We start from the raw sequence: 15,157 nt of genomic DNA, 5'->3' as shown, positions 1-15,157 counted from the left end.
CCTTGGGGAGGAGGGGCCGGACACCTGGGTGTCCGGCCCCTTCGTCATGGGCGCGTTCGTCATGGGCGCGCCTGAGCGGGCACGCGCGCGTGGAGGCCGTCCAGCTCCACGGCGGCGCAGCGCCAGCGGCGGTCGGCGCCCAGTTCGAGGCGGAAGGCCATGGCCCGTACGCCCGTGGCCGTCGCGATGCAGGCGAAGGCCTCGAGCGCGCCGGGGGCGGGCTGTGCGTAGCAGCTGCGGACGACGGGCCGGATGCCGTGGCCCCCGAAAGGGGTCGTCGGGGCGAGCTGCACCAGCTGCTCGTACGCCTCGCCCACGGTCTGGCCGAGCATCCAGTGAACGGGCCGCCGGCCGCTCAGGACGAGCAGCAGGCGCTCGGCGAAGTGGGCATGGGTGGCGAGGGCGCGCGGAGCCGTACGGACGGCTGCCGCCGCTCCCGGGCGGGTCCCGGCGGAGCCGCGGGGACCGGTGCCGGCGGGGCCGCGTGGCGCGGAGCACGGGCGTGGGGTCCGGGGGCGGGTCGTCGCCACGGGTGCGGTGCGCGGTGTGGCGTTCTGGGGCGCGCGCGGTGCTGCGTGAGGGGTGGCGGCGTGCGTGGTCATGGGCCCCGTCGTCGTGGCGGTGGTGTCCATCGTGGTCCCCGATCCCTGGTCGGCCGGTGGTCTACCCGGCGGTAACTTCTGTTGGGGATCTTGTACGGGGGTGGTTCGTGGCGTCGCAAGGTGGCGTGGAGGGGTGGGCGGGGGGTCCGGAGGTTCACCTATCCGGGTGACGGGGGTGGTTTCCGGGTCTGTGCGGGTGGGGTGGGGGGATCCCTCGGGTGGACCGGCGAGACGGTCGCCCGGGGGCCCCGAAGGGGTACTCCGCACGTATCCTGAGGGCGTTTCCGACTACGAAAGCGGCCAGCCATGCGCGTCTACGTCCCCCTGACCCTCCCCGGTCTCGCACAGGCGCACAAGGCGGGCGAAGTCGGGCCCGGCCCGCTGACCGCCTACGCCGTCACCCCCGCGCTGCGCGAGTGGTACGTCTCCGACGACATCGAGGAGCTCGAGTACGCCGCCCTCAACCGCGCCGCCGCCGCCTCCCTGCGGCTGCTCGCCGGGGATCCTTCGGCCGCGCGGCGCCGGATCGTCGTCGCCCTGGACGTGCCCGACAAGGAGGCCGTCGCCGACCCCGACCGCGGCCTCGACGCCGGCTCGCTGGGCGAGGTCCGGATCGCCGCCGCCGTACCGCTGGCCAAGGCCGCGGCCGTGCACGCCGACGCGGACGACGCCGAGGCGGACGTCTCGGCGGCCGCGGACGCGCTGGGCGCGGCGGACCAGGGCGATGACGACGCCCAGTTCACGGTGGACGGCGCGGAGGACCACGAGCTGCTGTGGTTCGGGGTGCAGGAGATTCCCGGCCTGCTGGGCTGACGACGGCCGCTCTCGGGGTGCTGTCAGCCCGGCCCGGTACCGTCTCTCCATGGGGAAGAACGGGAAGCACCTGGTCTGGGACTGGAACGGCACGCTGCTCGACGACATCGAGGCGGTCATCGGCGCGACGAACGCCGCCTTCGCCGAGCTGGGGCTCGAGCCGATCACGCTCGCGCGGTACCGGGAGCTGTACACGGTGCCGGTGCCGAAGTTCTACGAGCGGTTGATGGGGCGGCTGCCGACGGACGCCGAGTGGGTCGTGATGGACGGGGCCTTCCATCGTCACTACTGGCAGCGGGCCGAGGCGTGCGGGCTGACCGCCGGGGCGGCGGAGCTGCTGGCCGCGCGGCAGGAGTCCGGGTTCACGCAGTCGCTGCTCTCGCTCGCCCCGCACGCGGAGCTGGTGCCGCTCGTGCGGCGGCACGGGATCACGGAGCGGTTCGTACGGGTGGACGGGCGGATCGGTTCGTCGACGGAGGGGAAGTCGGCGCACATGGTCCGTCATCTGGAGGCGCTGGGGGACGGGGTCCCGGCCGCCCGGATCGTCGTCATCGGGGACGCCGCCGACGACGCGCGGGCGGCGGCGCACGTGGGGGCGCGGGCCGTGTTGTACACCGGCGGCTCGCACAGCCGGGCGTCACTGGAGGCGGTCGGGGTCCCGGTCGTCGACTCGCTCGTGGAGGCCGTGGCCGTGGCGGAGGAGCTGGTCTAGCGGAGGAGCTCGTCCAGGCGGGAGTTCGGGTGGGGGTCCGGACCGCGAACCCTCGACCCGCTTCGCGGTCCTCTCGTCAAGTCCCAGGTTCTGCCAAACAGGCCCGTGGCGCTGTCCATAACGTCAAAGTTCGATACCGGGTTTTGTACACATACAGCTCATGACGGCAGGGTGTGGGCTGCCGGTAGGCTCGGTACTGCTGACGGAAGGTCAAGTGCCTCAACGGCCGTACGCCCAAGGCGGGTTGATCCGAAGTCGCGGATGCGGAGCGCATCCGACGGGCCCCTGAACGTGACGAAGGGAGACCCGGAAGGGGCCCAAGCTTGCCGGCCGGCCTCTCCTGCGGATCTCCCCTCGCGCGCCAACCGGGGCATCCCCTGTTGCGAGGAGAGTGGTTCCCTTGGCGTCTCACGACGGTATCCCAGACAGGCCCCGGCGCGGCAGCCGTGCTCTGCCCTGGTTCACGGCCTGCGTGGGCCTGCTGGCGCTGGTCGTCGCGGCGGTCCTGGCCCTGATCGGTCATGCCGAGGTCGCTGTCGCCGTGGGCGCGGTCGGAGTGGCTGTCGCCGGCGGCGGGCTGCGGGTGACGGTGAACGTCCGTCGGTGAGCGAGGGGGCGGAGCGGGCGCGTGGGCGAAGCCTGAGGCGGCCCGTCCGCGCGTTCGCCCGCCCCGTCCCGTCGCCCCGCCCGTCCGCGCGTTCGCCCGCCCCGTCCCGTCGCCCCGCCCGTCCACCGCGCCCTCGTCGACCCGCCCGTCCGCCCCGCCCCGTCACCGGCCCTTTTCAGGCCGTGGCGCGCAGGACCTTCAGGAACTCGCGCATCCAGGTGGGGTGGTCCGGCCAGGCCCGGGAGGAGACCAGGGTGCCGTCCACCACCGCCTCCGTGTCCTGGTAGGTCGCGCCCGCCGCCTGCATGTCCAGTTCCAGGGCCGGGTACGACGTGACCCGGCGGCCCTCCAGGCCGCCGATCGCCGCCGTCAGGAGCGGGCCGTGGCAGATCTGGGCCACCGGCTTGTCCGCGTCGAAGAAGGACTTCAGGATCTTGCGGAGCTCCGGGTCGTTGCGGAGGTACTCCGGGGCGCGGCCGCCCGGGATCACCACCGCCACGTAGTCGCCCGGGTCCACCTCGGAGAACGCCAGGTCGGCGGGCCAGGAGTAGCCCGGCTTCTCCGTGTACGTGTCGTAGCCCGGCTCGAAGTCGTGCACGACGAAGCGCAGCTGTTTGCGTGCGGGGGCCGCGATATGGACTTCGTAGCCCTCCTCCAGGAGGCGCTGGTAGGGGTACATGACCTCCAGCGACTCCGCCGCGTCCCCGGTCACGATCAAGATTTTCGTCATGGTGACTCCCCGATCTCGGGTCTCGGTCCCTGCCCCCAGGACACTGCGCCCCTGTCCATATCGTCAAACTTCCACCCCTGCTTTTGTACACATACGGACCATGACGGCCGGGGGGTGGGGAGCGATAGGCTCTTCCTGTGATCAGCGCGATACGCCGAGGGGGCAGCGAAGCCCCCGGCCATCGCCCGGAGCGCCTATGCGGCCGGGCCGACAAGGCGTTCGCTGAATCTTCCGTCCGGAGGCCCGCGCCAGAAATGGCTGATAACGGCTCGGACATCTCTCATCGCGGCATAACGTCGACTTCGACCGGTACCACCGCGTCGTGGCGTTGTGTCCTTTCTTCCACCGACGTCACGCAACGGCGCGCGACAGGAGCCAGAGGACATGCAGACCAAGCTGGACGAAGCCAAGGCCGAGCTGCTCGCACGGGCCGCCCGGGTAGCTGAGACCGGCCCGGTCGGGGGGCAACTTCCGACGGGGCCCGAGAACGGGAAGCGCCCGGACAGGGACACCGTGCTCGACTACCTCCAGCGCTACTACCTGCACACCGCGCCCGAGGACCTCACCGACCGTGACCCGGTGGACGTCTTCGGCGCCGCTCTCTCGCACTACCGGCTGGCGGAGAACCGCCCGCAGGGCACCGCGAACGTCCGCGTCCACACCCCGACGGTCGAGGAGAACGGCTGGACCTGCAGCCACTCCGTCGTCGAGGTCGTCACCGACGACATGCCCTTCCTCGTCGACTCCGTGACCAACGAGCTGTCGCGCCAGGGGCGCGGCATCCACGTCGTCATCCACCCGCAGGTCCTCGTCCGCCGTGACGTGACCGGCAAGCTCATCGAGGTCCTGACCGCCGAGCCCAAGGGCGCCCTGCCCCACGACGCGCTCATCGAGTCCTGGATCCACGTCGAGGTCGACCGCGAGACCGACCGCGCCGACCTCAAGCAGATCACCACCGACCTGCTCCGCGTCCTCTCCGACGTCCGCGAGACCGTCGAGGACTGGGAGAAGATGCGCGAGGCGGCGCTGCGCATCGCCGACGAGCTGCCCGGCGAGCCCACCGCCGACGATCTGCGCCCCACCGAGGTCGAGGAGGCCTGCGAGCTGCTGCGCTGGCTCGCCGCCGATCACTTCACCTTCCTCGGCTACCGCGAGTACGAGCTGGTCAACGGGGACGCGCTGGCCGCCGTCCCGGGCACCGGTCTCGGCATCCTGCGCTCCGACCCGCACCACAGCGGCGACGACGAGCACCACGCCCACCCCGTCTCGCCGTCCTTCAGCCGGCTGCCCGCGGACGCCCGCGCCAAGGCGCGCGAGCACAAGCTGCTGATCCTCACGAAGGCGAACAGCCGCTCCACCGTGCACCGGCCGTCCTACCTCGACTACGTCGGCGTGAAGAAGTTCGACGCCCAGGGGAACGTCGTCGGTGAGCGCCGGTTCCTCGGACTGTTCTCCTCCGCCGCCTACACCGAGTCCGTCCGCCGCGTTCCGGTCATCAGCCGCAAGGTCCAGGAGGTCCTGGACGGCGCCGGCTTCTCGCCGGACAGCCACGACGGCCGCGACCTGCTCCAGATCCTGGAGACGTACCCCCGCGACGAGCTCTTCCAGACCCCGCCGGACCAGCTGCGCGAGATCGTCACCAGCGTCCTGTACCTCCAGGAACGCCGCCGGCTGCGGCTCTACCTGCGCCAGGAGGAGTACGGCCGCTTCTACTCGGCCCTCGTCTACCTGCCGCGCGACCGCTTCAACACCACCGTCCGTGAGCGGCTCACCGACATCCTCAAGGAAGAGCTCGACGGTACGAGCGTCGACTTCACGCTCATGAGCACCGAGTCGGTGCTCACCCGGCTCCACTTCGTCGTGCGCGTCGCCCCCGGCACCGAGCTGACCCACCTCACCGACGCCGACAGGGACCGCCTCGAAGCCCGGCTCGTCGAGGCCGCCCGCTCCTGGGCCGACGGCTTCGCCGAGGCCCTCAACGCCGAGATGGGCGAGGAGCGCGCCGCCGAGCTGCTGCGCAAGTACGGCAACGCCTTCCCCGAGGGCTACAAGGCCGACCACTCGCCGCGCGCCGCCGTCGCCGACCTGGTCCACCTGGAGCAGCTCAGCCGTACCGGCAAGGAGTTCGCGCTCTCGCTGTACGAGCCGGTCGGCTCCGGCCCCGGCGAGCGCCGCTTCAAGATCTACAAGTCCGGCGACCAGATCTCGCTGTCCGCCGTGCTCCCGGTGCTCAACCGGCTGGGTGTCGAGGTCATCGACGAGCGTCCGTACGAGCTGCGCTGCGCCGACCGTACGCACGCCTGGGTCTACGACTTCGGCATGCGGATGCCCGCCCCGACCGCCAACGGCCAGTCCTTCTCCGACGACGCCCGTGAGCGGTTCCAGGAGGCGTTCGCCGCGACCTGGACCGGCGCGGCCGAGAACGACGGCTTCAACTCGCTGGTGCTCTCCGCCGGGCTGTCCTGGCGGCAGGCCATGGTGCTGCGCGCCTACGCGAAGTACCTGCGCCAGGCCGGTTCGACCTTCAGCCAGGACTACATGGAGGACACCCTCCGTAACAACGTCCACACCACCCGGCTGCTGGTCTCCCTCTTCGAGGCCCGGATGGCACCGGAGCGCCAGCGCGCCGGCGTCGAGCTGATCGAGGCGCTGCTCGAAGAGCTTGACGCCGCTCTCGACCAGGTCGCCAGCCTGGACGAGGACCGCATCCTGCGCTCCTTCCTCACCGTCATCAAGGCGACCCTGCGGACCAATTTCTTCCAGAGCGCCAGCGAGGGAAGCGAAGGAAGGGGTCAGAACAACGGCGACGGCGGGCCGCACTCGTACGTCTCCATGAAGTTCGACCCGCAGGCCATCCCGGACCTCCCGGCGCCCCGCCCGGCGTTCGAGATCTGGGTGTACTCGCCGCGCGTCGAGGGCGTCCACCTGCGCTTCGGCAAGGTCGCCCGAGGCGGCCTGCGCTGGTCCGACCGGCGGGAGGACTTCCGTACCGAGATCCTCGGCCTGGTCAAGGCGCAGATGGTGAAGAACACCGTCATCGTGCCCGTCGGCGCCAAGGGCGGCTTCGTCGCCAAGCAGCTCCCGGACCCGTCCGTGGACCGGGACGCCTGGCTGGCCGAGGGCATCGCCAGCTACAGGACCTTCATCTCGGCGCTGCTCGACATCACCGACAACATGGTCGCGGGCGAGGTCGTCCCGCCGGTCGACGTGGTCCGTCACGACGAGGACGACACCTACCTCGTCGTCGCCGCCGACAAGGGCACCGCGACCTTCTCCGACATCGCCAACGAGGTCGCCGTCTCCTACGGCTTCTGGCTCGGCGACGCCTTCGCCTCCGGCGGCTCGGCCGGCTACGACCACAAGGGCATGGGCATCACCGCCCGCGGCGCCTGGGAGTCCGTCAAGCGGCACTTCCGCGAGCTCGGCCACGACACCCAGACCGAGGACTTCACCGTCGTCGGCGTCGGTGACATGTCCGGTGACGTCTTCGGCAACGGCATGCTGCTCTCCGAGCACATCCGCCTCGTCGCCGCCTTCGACCACCGGCACATCTTCATCGACCCGAACCCGGACGCGGCCGTCTCGTACGCCGAGCGTCGCCGCCTCTTCGAACTGCCCCGCAGCTCCTGGGCCGACTACGACACCGGGCTGCTCTCGGCGGGCGGCGGCATCCACCCCCGTACCGCCAAGTCGATCCCGGTCAACGCGCAGACGCGCGCGGCCCTCGGCATCGAGGCCGGCGTCACCAAGATGACCCCGGCCGAGCTCATGCAGGCGATCCTCCACTCGCCCGTCGACCTGCTGTGGAACGGCGGCATCGGTACGTACGTCAAGGCGTCCACCGAGTCGAACGCGGACGTCGGCGACAAGGCGAACGACGCCATCCGCGTCAACGGCGAGGCCCTGCGCGTCAAGGTCGTCGGCGAGGGCGGCAACCTCGGTCTGACCCAGCTCGGCCGCATCGAGTTCGCCCGCAAGGGCGGCCCCGAGGGCACGGGCGGCAAGGTGAACACCGACGCCATCGACAACAGCGCCGGTGTGGACACCTCCGACCACGAGGTCAACATCAAGATCCTGCTCAACGGGCTCGTCACCGAGGGCGACATGACCGTCAAGCAGCGCAACAGGATCCTCGCCGAGATGACCGACGAGGTCGGCGCGCTCGTGCTGCGCAACAACTACGCGCAGAACGTCGCCCTGGGCAACGCCGTCGCCCAGTCGCCGTCGCTGCTCCACGCCCACCAGCGGTTCATGCGCCGCCTGGGCCGCGACGGGGCCCTGGACCGCTCGCTGGAGTTCCTGCCCAACGACCGGCAGATCCGCGAGCTGCTCAACAACGGCAAGGGCCTGAGCCAGCCGGAGCTCGCCGTCCTCCTCGCGTACACCAAGATCACGGTGGCCGACGAGCTGATCCACACCGAGCTGCCGGACGACCCGTACCTGCGCGGGCTGCTGCACGCGTACTTCCCGACGCAGCTGCGCGAGAAGTTCGCCGACGCGGTCGACGGCCACGCGCTGCGCCGCGAGATCATCACCACGGTCCTGGTCAACGACACCGTCAACACCGGTGGCTCGACCTTCCTGCACCGCCTCCGCGAGGAGACCGGCGCGTCGATCGAGGAGATCGTCCGCGCCCAGACCGCCGCCCGCGTCATCTTCCGGCTCGGCGAGGTCTGGGACGCCGTCGAGGCGCTCGACAACAAGGTCCCGGCCGACGTCCAGACCCGGATGCGGCTGCACTCCCGCCGACTGGTCGAGCGCGGTACGCGCTGGCTGCTCGGCAACCGCCCGCAGCCGCTCCAGCTCGCCGAGACCATCGAGTTCTTCGGTGAGCGGGTCGAGGAGGTCTGGGACAAGCTGCCGCAGTTGCTCCGCGGCGCGGACCTGGAGTGGTACCAGTCGATCAAGGACGAGCTGACCGAGGTCGGCGTGCCGGAGGAGCTCGCCCTGCGGGTCGCCGGCTTCTCCTCCGCCTTCCCGACGCTCGACATCGTCGCGATCGCGGACCGTACGGCCAAGGACCCGATGGCGGTCGCCGAGGTCTACTACGACCTGGCCGACCGGCTCCGGATCACCCAGCTCATGGACCGCATCATCGAACTGCCGCGCGCCGACCGGTGGCAGTCGATGGCCCGCGCCGCCATCCGCGAGGACCTCTTCGCCGCGCACTCCGCCCTCACGGCGGACGTGCTCTCGGCGGGCAACGGGACCTCGACGCCGGAGGAGCGGTTCAAGGCCTGGGAGCAGAAGAACGCGGCGATCCTCGGCCGGGCGCGCACCACGCTGGAGGAGATCCAGGGCTCGGAGACCTTCGACCTGGCGAACCTGTCGGTGGCGATGCGGACGATGCGGCAGCTGCTGCGGGCGCACAGCTGACAGCTCGGTAGGTACGTGAGTGGGCCCCGTCGGTTTCCGGCGGGGCCCACTCCTTTACGCCTTCGTCGCCGTCGCCGTCCACAGGCGGCGCGCCGCGAGCAGGGCCGCCGCGAGCAGCAGGGTGTTGCGGACCGCCATGACCGTCACGCCCTGCCAGGTGCCGGCCACCACCTCGTCGTAGAGGACCGGGTACGCCAGCGAGCTCAGCGCGGCGGCCGGCAGGATCAGCAGGGCGACCGGGCGCATCACGGTCCTGCGTGAGGTCAGACAGACGGCGGCGAGGCCCAGCAGCCAGATCATGTACTGCGGGCTGATCACCCGGCTGGTGACGGTGAAGAGCAGTACGGCGGCGAAGGCCGCGTCCAGCGGGGTCGCCTCGGTCCAGGTGCGGGCCCGCAGCCTCCAGATCAGCAGCCAGACGAAGGCGAGGGCGGTCAGGAGCAGGGCCAGCCGGCCGACGCTGGAGACGTACGGGCCGACGTACTCGTAGGCGCCGTAGCGGAACTGGACCGTGCCCGGCCAGAGGTCGGCCGCCCGCGCGAGCGAGAGCACGGTGCCGCCCAGGGACTCGATCTGGATGCCCCGGCTGCCCTGCTGGCGCAGGAAGCCGAGCGAGTTCGAGAAGCAGAGCGCGAGGATCGCGAGGAGCGCGGCGACGGTGGTGGCGGCGGCGATCCAGGCGTCGCGGGTGGTACGGCCCCGGGGCGTGCCGATCAGGGTGAGCACCGGCCACACCTTGACGAGCGCGCCGAGCCCGGCGAGGGCGCCGCCGATCAGGTGTCCGGCGGCCCGGCGGGAGGTCACGGCGAGCAGGCCGAGCACGGCGAGGGCGGTGACCTGGACGTCGTACCGGGCGAGCGGGATGTGCAGGAGGAGGGGGAGTCCGGCGACCCAGACCCAGGCGCCGTGCGTGACGCGGTCGCTGTCGGCGCGGGCGAGGGCCAGGGCGACGGCGGCGTCGGCGAGGAGGGTGAGGGCGACGAAGGCCTGGAAGTACGTGAGCCAGGGCAGCACCCCGGGCGACATGATCACCAGGCCGGCGCCGGGCGGGTACTGCCAGGTGACGTCGTCCACGGGGAAGGTGCCCTGGGCGAACTGGCGGTACCAGAGCTGGTAGAGCACGTACACCTCGCGGCCGACGCCGCCGACGCCCAGGCTGTCGCGCAGCAGGAGCAGCAGCATGCCCGCGCGGGTGACGGCCCAGACGACGGTGAGGGCGAGGGCGGGGCCGCGGCCGACGTTGACGAAGGTCGCGGAGGTGAAGGTGTCCGATTCGAAGGGCGAGCCCGTGAGGCTGGGGGGCGCGGGGGCGCAGGCGGACGTGCCGGGGGCGCCCGCGGCTCCCGGGTCGGCTCCTGGGTCGGCGTCCGGGTCGGGCTGCGGCTGAGGGGTGCGGTCGCGATGCGTCGTCATCGAAACCGCACTCTATTGCGGTTTGGTGGTATTTCGGATCTTTTGTCAGGCCTTCTTGGTGAACGCCTCGTACGCCGCCACCACCTCCTTCGCCGGACCGTCCATCCGCAGCGTGCCCGCCTCCAGCCACAGCGCCCGGTCGCAGGTCTGGGTGATGGTGGAGTTGGAGTGCGACACGAGGAAGACCGTGCCCGCCTCCGCCCGCAGCTCGTCGATCCGCTCCTGGCTGCGGCGGCGGAAGCGGGCGTCGCCCGTCGACAGCGCCTCGTCGATCAGCAGGACGTCGTGGCTCTTGGCCGCCGCGATGGAGAAACGGAGGCGGGCGCCCATGCCGGAGGAGTACGTCCGCATCGGCAGCGAGATGAAGTCGCCCTTCTCGTTGATCCCGGAGAAGTCCACGATGTCGTCGTAGCGCGCGTCGATCTCGCCGCGCGTCATGCCCATCGCGAGCCCGCCGAGGATCACGTTCCGCTCGCCGGTCAGATCGTTCATCAGCGCCGCGTTCACGCCGAGCAGGGAGGGCTGGCCCCGGGTGTAGATCCGGCCCTGGTCGACGGGCAGCAGGCCGGCCACGGCCTTCAGGAGCGTGGACTTTCCCGAGCCGTTCGAACCGATCAGGCCGATCGCCTCACCCCGGTACGCGGCGAAGCTGACGCCCTTGACCGCGTGGACCTTACGGGCGCCGGGCGCGGCGCGGCCGGCACGGCGGGCGAAGATCCGGTTGAGCGCGGCGGTGGCGCTGCCCTTGCCGGTGCGGCCGCCGTTGACCGTGTACGTGATGTGGACGCCGTCGGCGACGACGGTGGGGGTCCGTTCGCCCGCCGGTTCGGCGGCGCGGGTCAGGGTGCTCTGTTCAGCCACGGCCGTACGTCTCCTCTGCCTTCCAGAAGTAGATGAACCCGCCCACGAAGGCCACCAGCGCCCAGCCGGCGGCGAGCGCCCAGACGTGGGGCGGCAGCCGGCCGGCGGTGAAGCTCTCGATCAGGGCGAAGCGCATGAGGTCGATGTAGACGCTCGCCGGGTTGGCCTGGAGGGCCCGTGTCCGGCAGCCGGCCGCTCTCCGCCAGGTGCTGGAGGGACCACATGACTCCGGAGGCGTACATCCAGGTCCGCAGCAGGAAGGGCATCAGCTGGGCGATGTCCGGTGTACGGGCGGCCAGCCGGGCCACGACGAGCGCGACGCCCGCGTTGAAGAGCGCCTGGAGGAGCAGTGCGGGGACGGCGAGCAGCCAGCTCGGGCGGGGGAACTCGCCGAAGCAGAACAGGATCCCGGCCAGCGCGGCGAGCGAGAGCATCAGCTGCTGGAGCTGTTGCAGCGCCAGGGCGAGCGGGAGGCTCGCGCGCGGGAAGTGCAGGGCGCGGACGAGTCCGAGGTTTCCGCTGATGGCGCGGGTGCCGGTCATGATCGACTGGGAGGTGAAGGTCCAGACGAAGACGCCGGTGATCAGGAACGGGACGTAGTCCGGGATGCCCTCCTGGACGTTCATCAGGACGCCGAAGATCAGGTAGTAGACCGCCGCGTTGAGCAGCGGGGTCATCAGCTGCCAGAGCTGGCCGAGCTTCGCGTTGCTGTACTGGGCCGTGAGCCGGGCGGTCGCGAAGGTGGCGATGAAGGCGCGGCGGGACCAGAGCTGTCGGACGTACGCGGGGAGGCCCGGGCGGGCGCCGCTCACCGACAGGCCGTGGCGCAGGGCGAGCGCGCGCAGGTCCTCCGGGGCTTTCGTGGCGGCCCCGGGGGCGGGTTTCGTGAGTGTCTCGGTCGTCACGAGGTCGCTTTCGACGAGGGTGCGGGGGAGCGTGCGAGGGTGCTTGCAGGGATGCGTCGACGACGGAACGGGTCCGTATCGTCGCTACGGTGAGAGTAGGGCGGTCGTACGTCGCAACGCAACCGTTTCGTCGTGACGTCCAGACGGCGGTTGGCTAGGATCCGCTCATGACGCCACCTCCCGGAACCCCCCGCCGCGCCCCCGCGGGAGCCGCCGTGCTCCGGGAGGACGTGACCGAGGCCATCCGCGCCGCCGTCTTCGAGGAGCTGGCCGCGGTCGGCTTCGCCCGGATGTCCATCGAGGGCATCGCGCGCCGCGCGGGGGTCGGCAAGACCGCCGTCTACCGCCGCTGGAAGTCCAAGCTCTCGCTCGTCCTCGACCTGCTCGGCGCCTTCGCCGCGCAGGGGCTGCCGGCGCCGGCGACCGGTTCGCTGTACGGGGACGTCCGCGCGCTCCTCGAAGTCGCCTCGCACGCCCTGCGCCACCCGGTGGCCTCCCAGGTCATCCCGGACCTGCTGGTGGAGGCCGCCCGGCAGCCGGAGATCGCCCAGGCGATCAAGGCCGCGCTGCTCGACGGCCAGCAGGGCGTCGTGGCACGGATCGTCCGCGAGGCGGTGGAGCGCGGCGAACTCGCGGAGGGCGCGGACCCGGACCGCGCCCTCGACCTGGTCGTGGGCCCGCTCTACTGGCGGCTCGTGGTGGTGCGCGGCGAGCTGCCGAAGGGGTACGTGGACGACCTCGCCCGCTCGGCGGTGGCGGCGCTCAAGGCGTAGCCCCCCACCGCCCCGGTACGGCTACTTCACCGCGCCGGTACGGCTACTTCACCGCGCCCGCCATCACCCCCGAGACGAACTGCCGCTGGAAGGCGAAGAAGACCACCAGCGGGATCAGCATCGACAGGAACGCGCCGGGCGCGAGCACGTCGATGTTGTTCCCGAACTGCCGGACCTGCTGCTGCAGCGCCACCGTGATCGGCGGCGACTCCGAGTCCGCGAAGATCAGCGCGACCAGCATGTCGTTCCACACCCACAGGAACTGGAAGATGCCGAGCGAGGCGATCGCCGGTCCGCCGAGCGGCATGACGACCCGGGTGAAGAGCCGGATCTCGCCCGCCCCGTCGAGCCGGGCCGCCTCAAGCAGCTCCTTGGGGATCTCCGCGAAGAAGTTCCGTAGCAGGAAGATCGCGAAGGGCAGCCCGAAGGCGGTGTGGAAGAGCACGACCCCGAGCGTCGTCTCGAAGATGCCGATCGTCCCGAACAGTTTCGACACCGGAATGAGCGCGACCTGCACCGGGACCACCAGCAGCCCCACGACCACCAGGAACCACCAGTCGCGGCCGGGGAAGTCCAGCCAGGCGAAGGCGTATCCGGCCAGGGAGCCGATGACGAGGACCAGGAGTGTGGCCGGGACGGTGATGAGGATGGTGGAGAAGAGAGAGCCGGTGATGGTCTCGTTGGAGAGGATCGCGGAGTAGTTCTCGACGGTCAGCTGGGCGGGCGAGGTGAAGACCTGCCACCAGCCGCTCTCGCTGATGTCCGTGGGGCTGCGGAGGGAGGAGAGCAGCAGCCCGACCGTCGGCATCAGCCAGAAGAGGCCGACGAGGACGAGGAAGACCCGCATCCCACCCCCGGCGGCACGGGCGGCAAGCCGGGAGCCGAGCCCGGTGGGCGGCCGTGCGGCGGCCGGCTGCGCGGCCGGTCGCCCGGCCGGCGGATCGGCGGGTGACCCGGCCGGCTGCCCGGTGGGCGACCCGCCGGGTGGTACGTCCGGTCGTGCGGCGGGTCCGAAGTCAGCGGCTGTCATCCGCGGGCCTCCCTTCGCATCCGGCGGATGTTGAACGCCATCACCGGGATCACCAGCAGAAGCAGCACCACGGCGATGGCGGAGCCCACCCCGAGATCCGCGTCCGTCCCGAACGACGAGCGGTACAACTGGAGCGCGAGCACGTTCGCGTCGTCCTGCGCCGAACCCGGCGCGATGATGAAGACCAGGTCGAAGACCTTGAGCACATTGATCATCAGGGTCACCAGGACGACGGCGAGCACCGGCGCCAGGAGCGGGACGGTGATCCGGCGGAACACCTGCCACTCGTTCGCCCCGTCGACCCGGGCCGCCTCCATCAGCTCCCGTGGCACGCTCGCCAGGCCGGCCGCGATCAGGACCATCGCGAACCCGGCCCACATCCACACGTAACTGCCGATGATCGCCGGAGTGACGAGCGAGGGGCCCAGCCACTCGACCCCGTTGTACTGCTCGCGGAAGTTGCTCGCGGGCAGCCGCAGCAGGGCGCCGTCGGCGGCGGCCGGGAGGGTGAACGAGCCGTCGGCCGCCGCCCGTGTCGTGGCCACCACCGTGCCGTCCTTCACCGCCTCGATCCGCAGCCCCTTGAGGCCGACCTCCTTGGGGTCGACGGCGTTCGGTCTCCCGCCGCCGCCCCGGGTGAAGTCCAGCCAGGCCGTACCGGTGATCCCGCCGCCCTCCCCGGACGCCGCCGCCGGCTCGTTCGCGGGCCGGGCGTCCTTCGGCATCTGCGCGGGCGGTACGCCGATCAGCGGGAGCCGGGCCGCCTCTCCCGTACGGACCGGGGTCTTCGTGACGTACGCACCGCCGCCCGCCGCCTCCAGCGGGTGGACCGGCAGCGGGCGCGCCCGGGGGAAGCCGGAGGACTCGGCGAAGGTGTCGTGGACGCCGACCCAGACCGCGTTGGCCACACCGCGGTCCGGATCCTGCTCGTACACCAGCCGGAAGATGATCCCGGCCGCCAGCATCGAGATCGCCATGGGCATGAAGACGATCAGCTTGAACGCCGTACCCCAGCGCACCCGTTCGGTGAGCACCGCGAAGATCAGGCCGAGAGCGGTCGCGACGGCCGGGGCGACCACCGCCCAGACCGCGTTGTTGCGGACGGCGGTGAGGATCGTGTCGTCCGTGAAGAGGGCGATGTAGTTGTCGAGGCCCGCGAAGGAGTCCCCGGACTTGTCGAAGAACGAACGCTGGACGGAGTACCCGATGGGGTAGACCACGAGCGCGCCGAGCAGGACCAGGGCGGGGAGGAGGAACCCCGCCGCCACCGTTTTGCGCCTTCCGGTGACCCTGGAAGGGCCCCCGCGAGTGACCTTCGGAGCGGTCGCCACGGCG

At 71.3% G+C, this 15,157-nt stretch carries 11 protein-coding genes and 1 pseudogene; 5 read left to right on the top strand and 7 right to left on the bottom strand.

The genetic code is table 11. From position 1 onward, the window contains the following. Nucleotides 1-59: 59 nt before the first annotated feature. Nucleotides 60-632, bottom strand: a complete 573-nt coding sequence (locus Q5762_RS13620) for an Rv3235 family protein (RefSeq protein WP_315892303.1) — start codon at nt 630-632, stop codon at nt 60-62. A 276-nt stretch (nt 633-908) separates the two neighbouring features. On the opposite strand from Q5762_RS13620, the gene Q5762_RS13615 reads away from it, so the two are divergent. The 3 genes from Q5762_RS13615 (at nt 909) to Q5762_RS13605 (ending at nt 2,734) form a co-directional block, all read left to right on the top strand. Beyond that, complete coding sequence (locus Q5762_RS13615) at nt 909-1,415, top strand: DUF6912 family protein (protein ID WP_315892302.1); 507 nt, start codon at nt 909-911, stop codon at nt 1,413-1,415. Nucleotides 1,416-1,464: 49 nt separating this feature from the next. Then, nucleotides 1,465-2,127 carry an HAD family hydrolase gene (locus Q5762_RS13610; protein ID WP_315892301.1) on the top strand — a complete coding sequence of 221 codons (663 nt, stop codon included), beginning with the start codon at nt 1,465-1,467 and terminating at the stop codon, nt 2,125-2,127. A 400-nt stretch (nt 2,128-2,527) separates the two neighbouring features. Then, on the top strand, nt 2,528-2,734 hold the full coding sequence (locus Q5762_RS13605; protein ID WP_315892300.1) for a hypothetical protein: 207 nt from the start codon (nt 2,528-2,530) through the stop codon (nt 2,732-2,734). A gap of 175 nt (nt 2,735-2,909) precedes the next feature. Here Q5762_RS13605 and Q5762_RS13600 read toward each other — a convergent pair whose 3' ends face one another. Then, on the bottom strand, nt 2,910-3,464 hold the full coding sequence (locus Q5762_RS13600) for a DJ-1/PfpI family protein (RefSeq protein ID WP_315892299.1): 555 nt from the start codon (nt 3,462-3,464) through the stop codon (nt 2,910-2,912). Nucleotides 3,465-3,848: 384 nt separating this feature from the next. Between Q5762_RS13600 and Q5762_RS13595 the strand changes: the two genes are divergently transcribed. Continuing rightward, a complete protein-coding gene (locus Q5762_RS13595) occupies nt 3,849-8,840 on the top strand; it encodes an NAD-glutamate dehydrogenase (RefSeq protein ID WP_315892298.1) in 4,992 nt (1,663 codons plus the stop codon). 54 nt (nt 8,841-8,894) lie between these two features. Here the strand turns inward: Q5762_RS13595 and Q5762_RS13590 are convergent, their stop codons facing one another. From Q5762_RS13590 to Q5762_RS13580, 3 genes and pseudogenes are all read right to left on the bottom strand, one after another. Next, nucleotides 8,895-10,253, bottom strand: coding sequence for a glycosyltransferase 87 family protein (locus Q5762_RS13590; RefSeq protein WP_399495081.1), 1,359 nt, complete (start codon nt 10,251-10,253; stop codon nt 8,895-8,897). A gap of 45 nt (nt 10,254-10,298) precedes the next feature. Beyond that, a complete protein-coding gene (locus Q5762_RS13585) occupies nt 10,299-11,114 on the bottom strand; it encodes an ABC transporter ATP-binding protein (protein ID WP_315892297.1) in 816 nt (271 codons plus the stop codon). After that, nucleotides 11,107-12,019, bottom strand: a pseudogene (locus Q5762_RS13580) (ABC transporter permease). Before Q5762_RS13580 ends, Q5762_RS13585 begins: the two are co-directional and overlap by 8 nt. A gap of 167 nt (nt 12,020-12,186) precedes the next feature. Here Q5762_RS13580 and Q5762_RS13575 point away from each other — a divergent pair. Further along, on the top strand, nt 12,187-12,792 hold the full coding sequence (locus tag Q5762_RS13575) for a TetR/AcrR family transcriptional regulator (protein ID WP_315892296.1): 606 nt from the start codon (nt 12,187-12,189) through the stop codon (nt 12,790-12,792). 43 nt (nt 12,793-12,835) lie between these two features. On the opposite strand, the gene Q5762_RS13570 is transcribed toward Q5762_RS13575, so the two are convergent. Both Q5762_RS13570 and Q5762_RS13565 read right to left on the bottom strand, forming a co-directional pair. Continuing rightward, a complete protein-coding gene (locus Q5762_RS13570) occupies nt 12,836-13,639 on the bottom strand; it encodes a carbohydrate ABC transporter permease (RefSeq protein WP_315892334.1) in 804 nt (267 codons plus the stop codon). Between the two features lie 179 nt (nt 13,640-13,818). Beyond that, nucleotides 13,819-15,153: a sugar ABC transporter permease gene (locus Q5762_RS13565; RefSeq protein WP_315892295.1), complete on the bottom strand. Its 1,335-nt coding sequence runs from the start codon at nt 15,151-15,153 to the stop codon at nt 13,819-13,821. Nucleotides 15,154-15,157: the final 4 nt, after the last annotated feature.

This window comes from Streptomyces sp. P9(2023), assembly GCF_032436795.1.
Taxonomy (GTDB): domain Bacteria; phylum Actinomycetota; class Actinomycetes; order Streptomycetales; family Streptomycetaceae; genus Streptomyces.
This window is presented reverse-complemented; position numbering and strand designations above follow the sequence as displayed.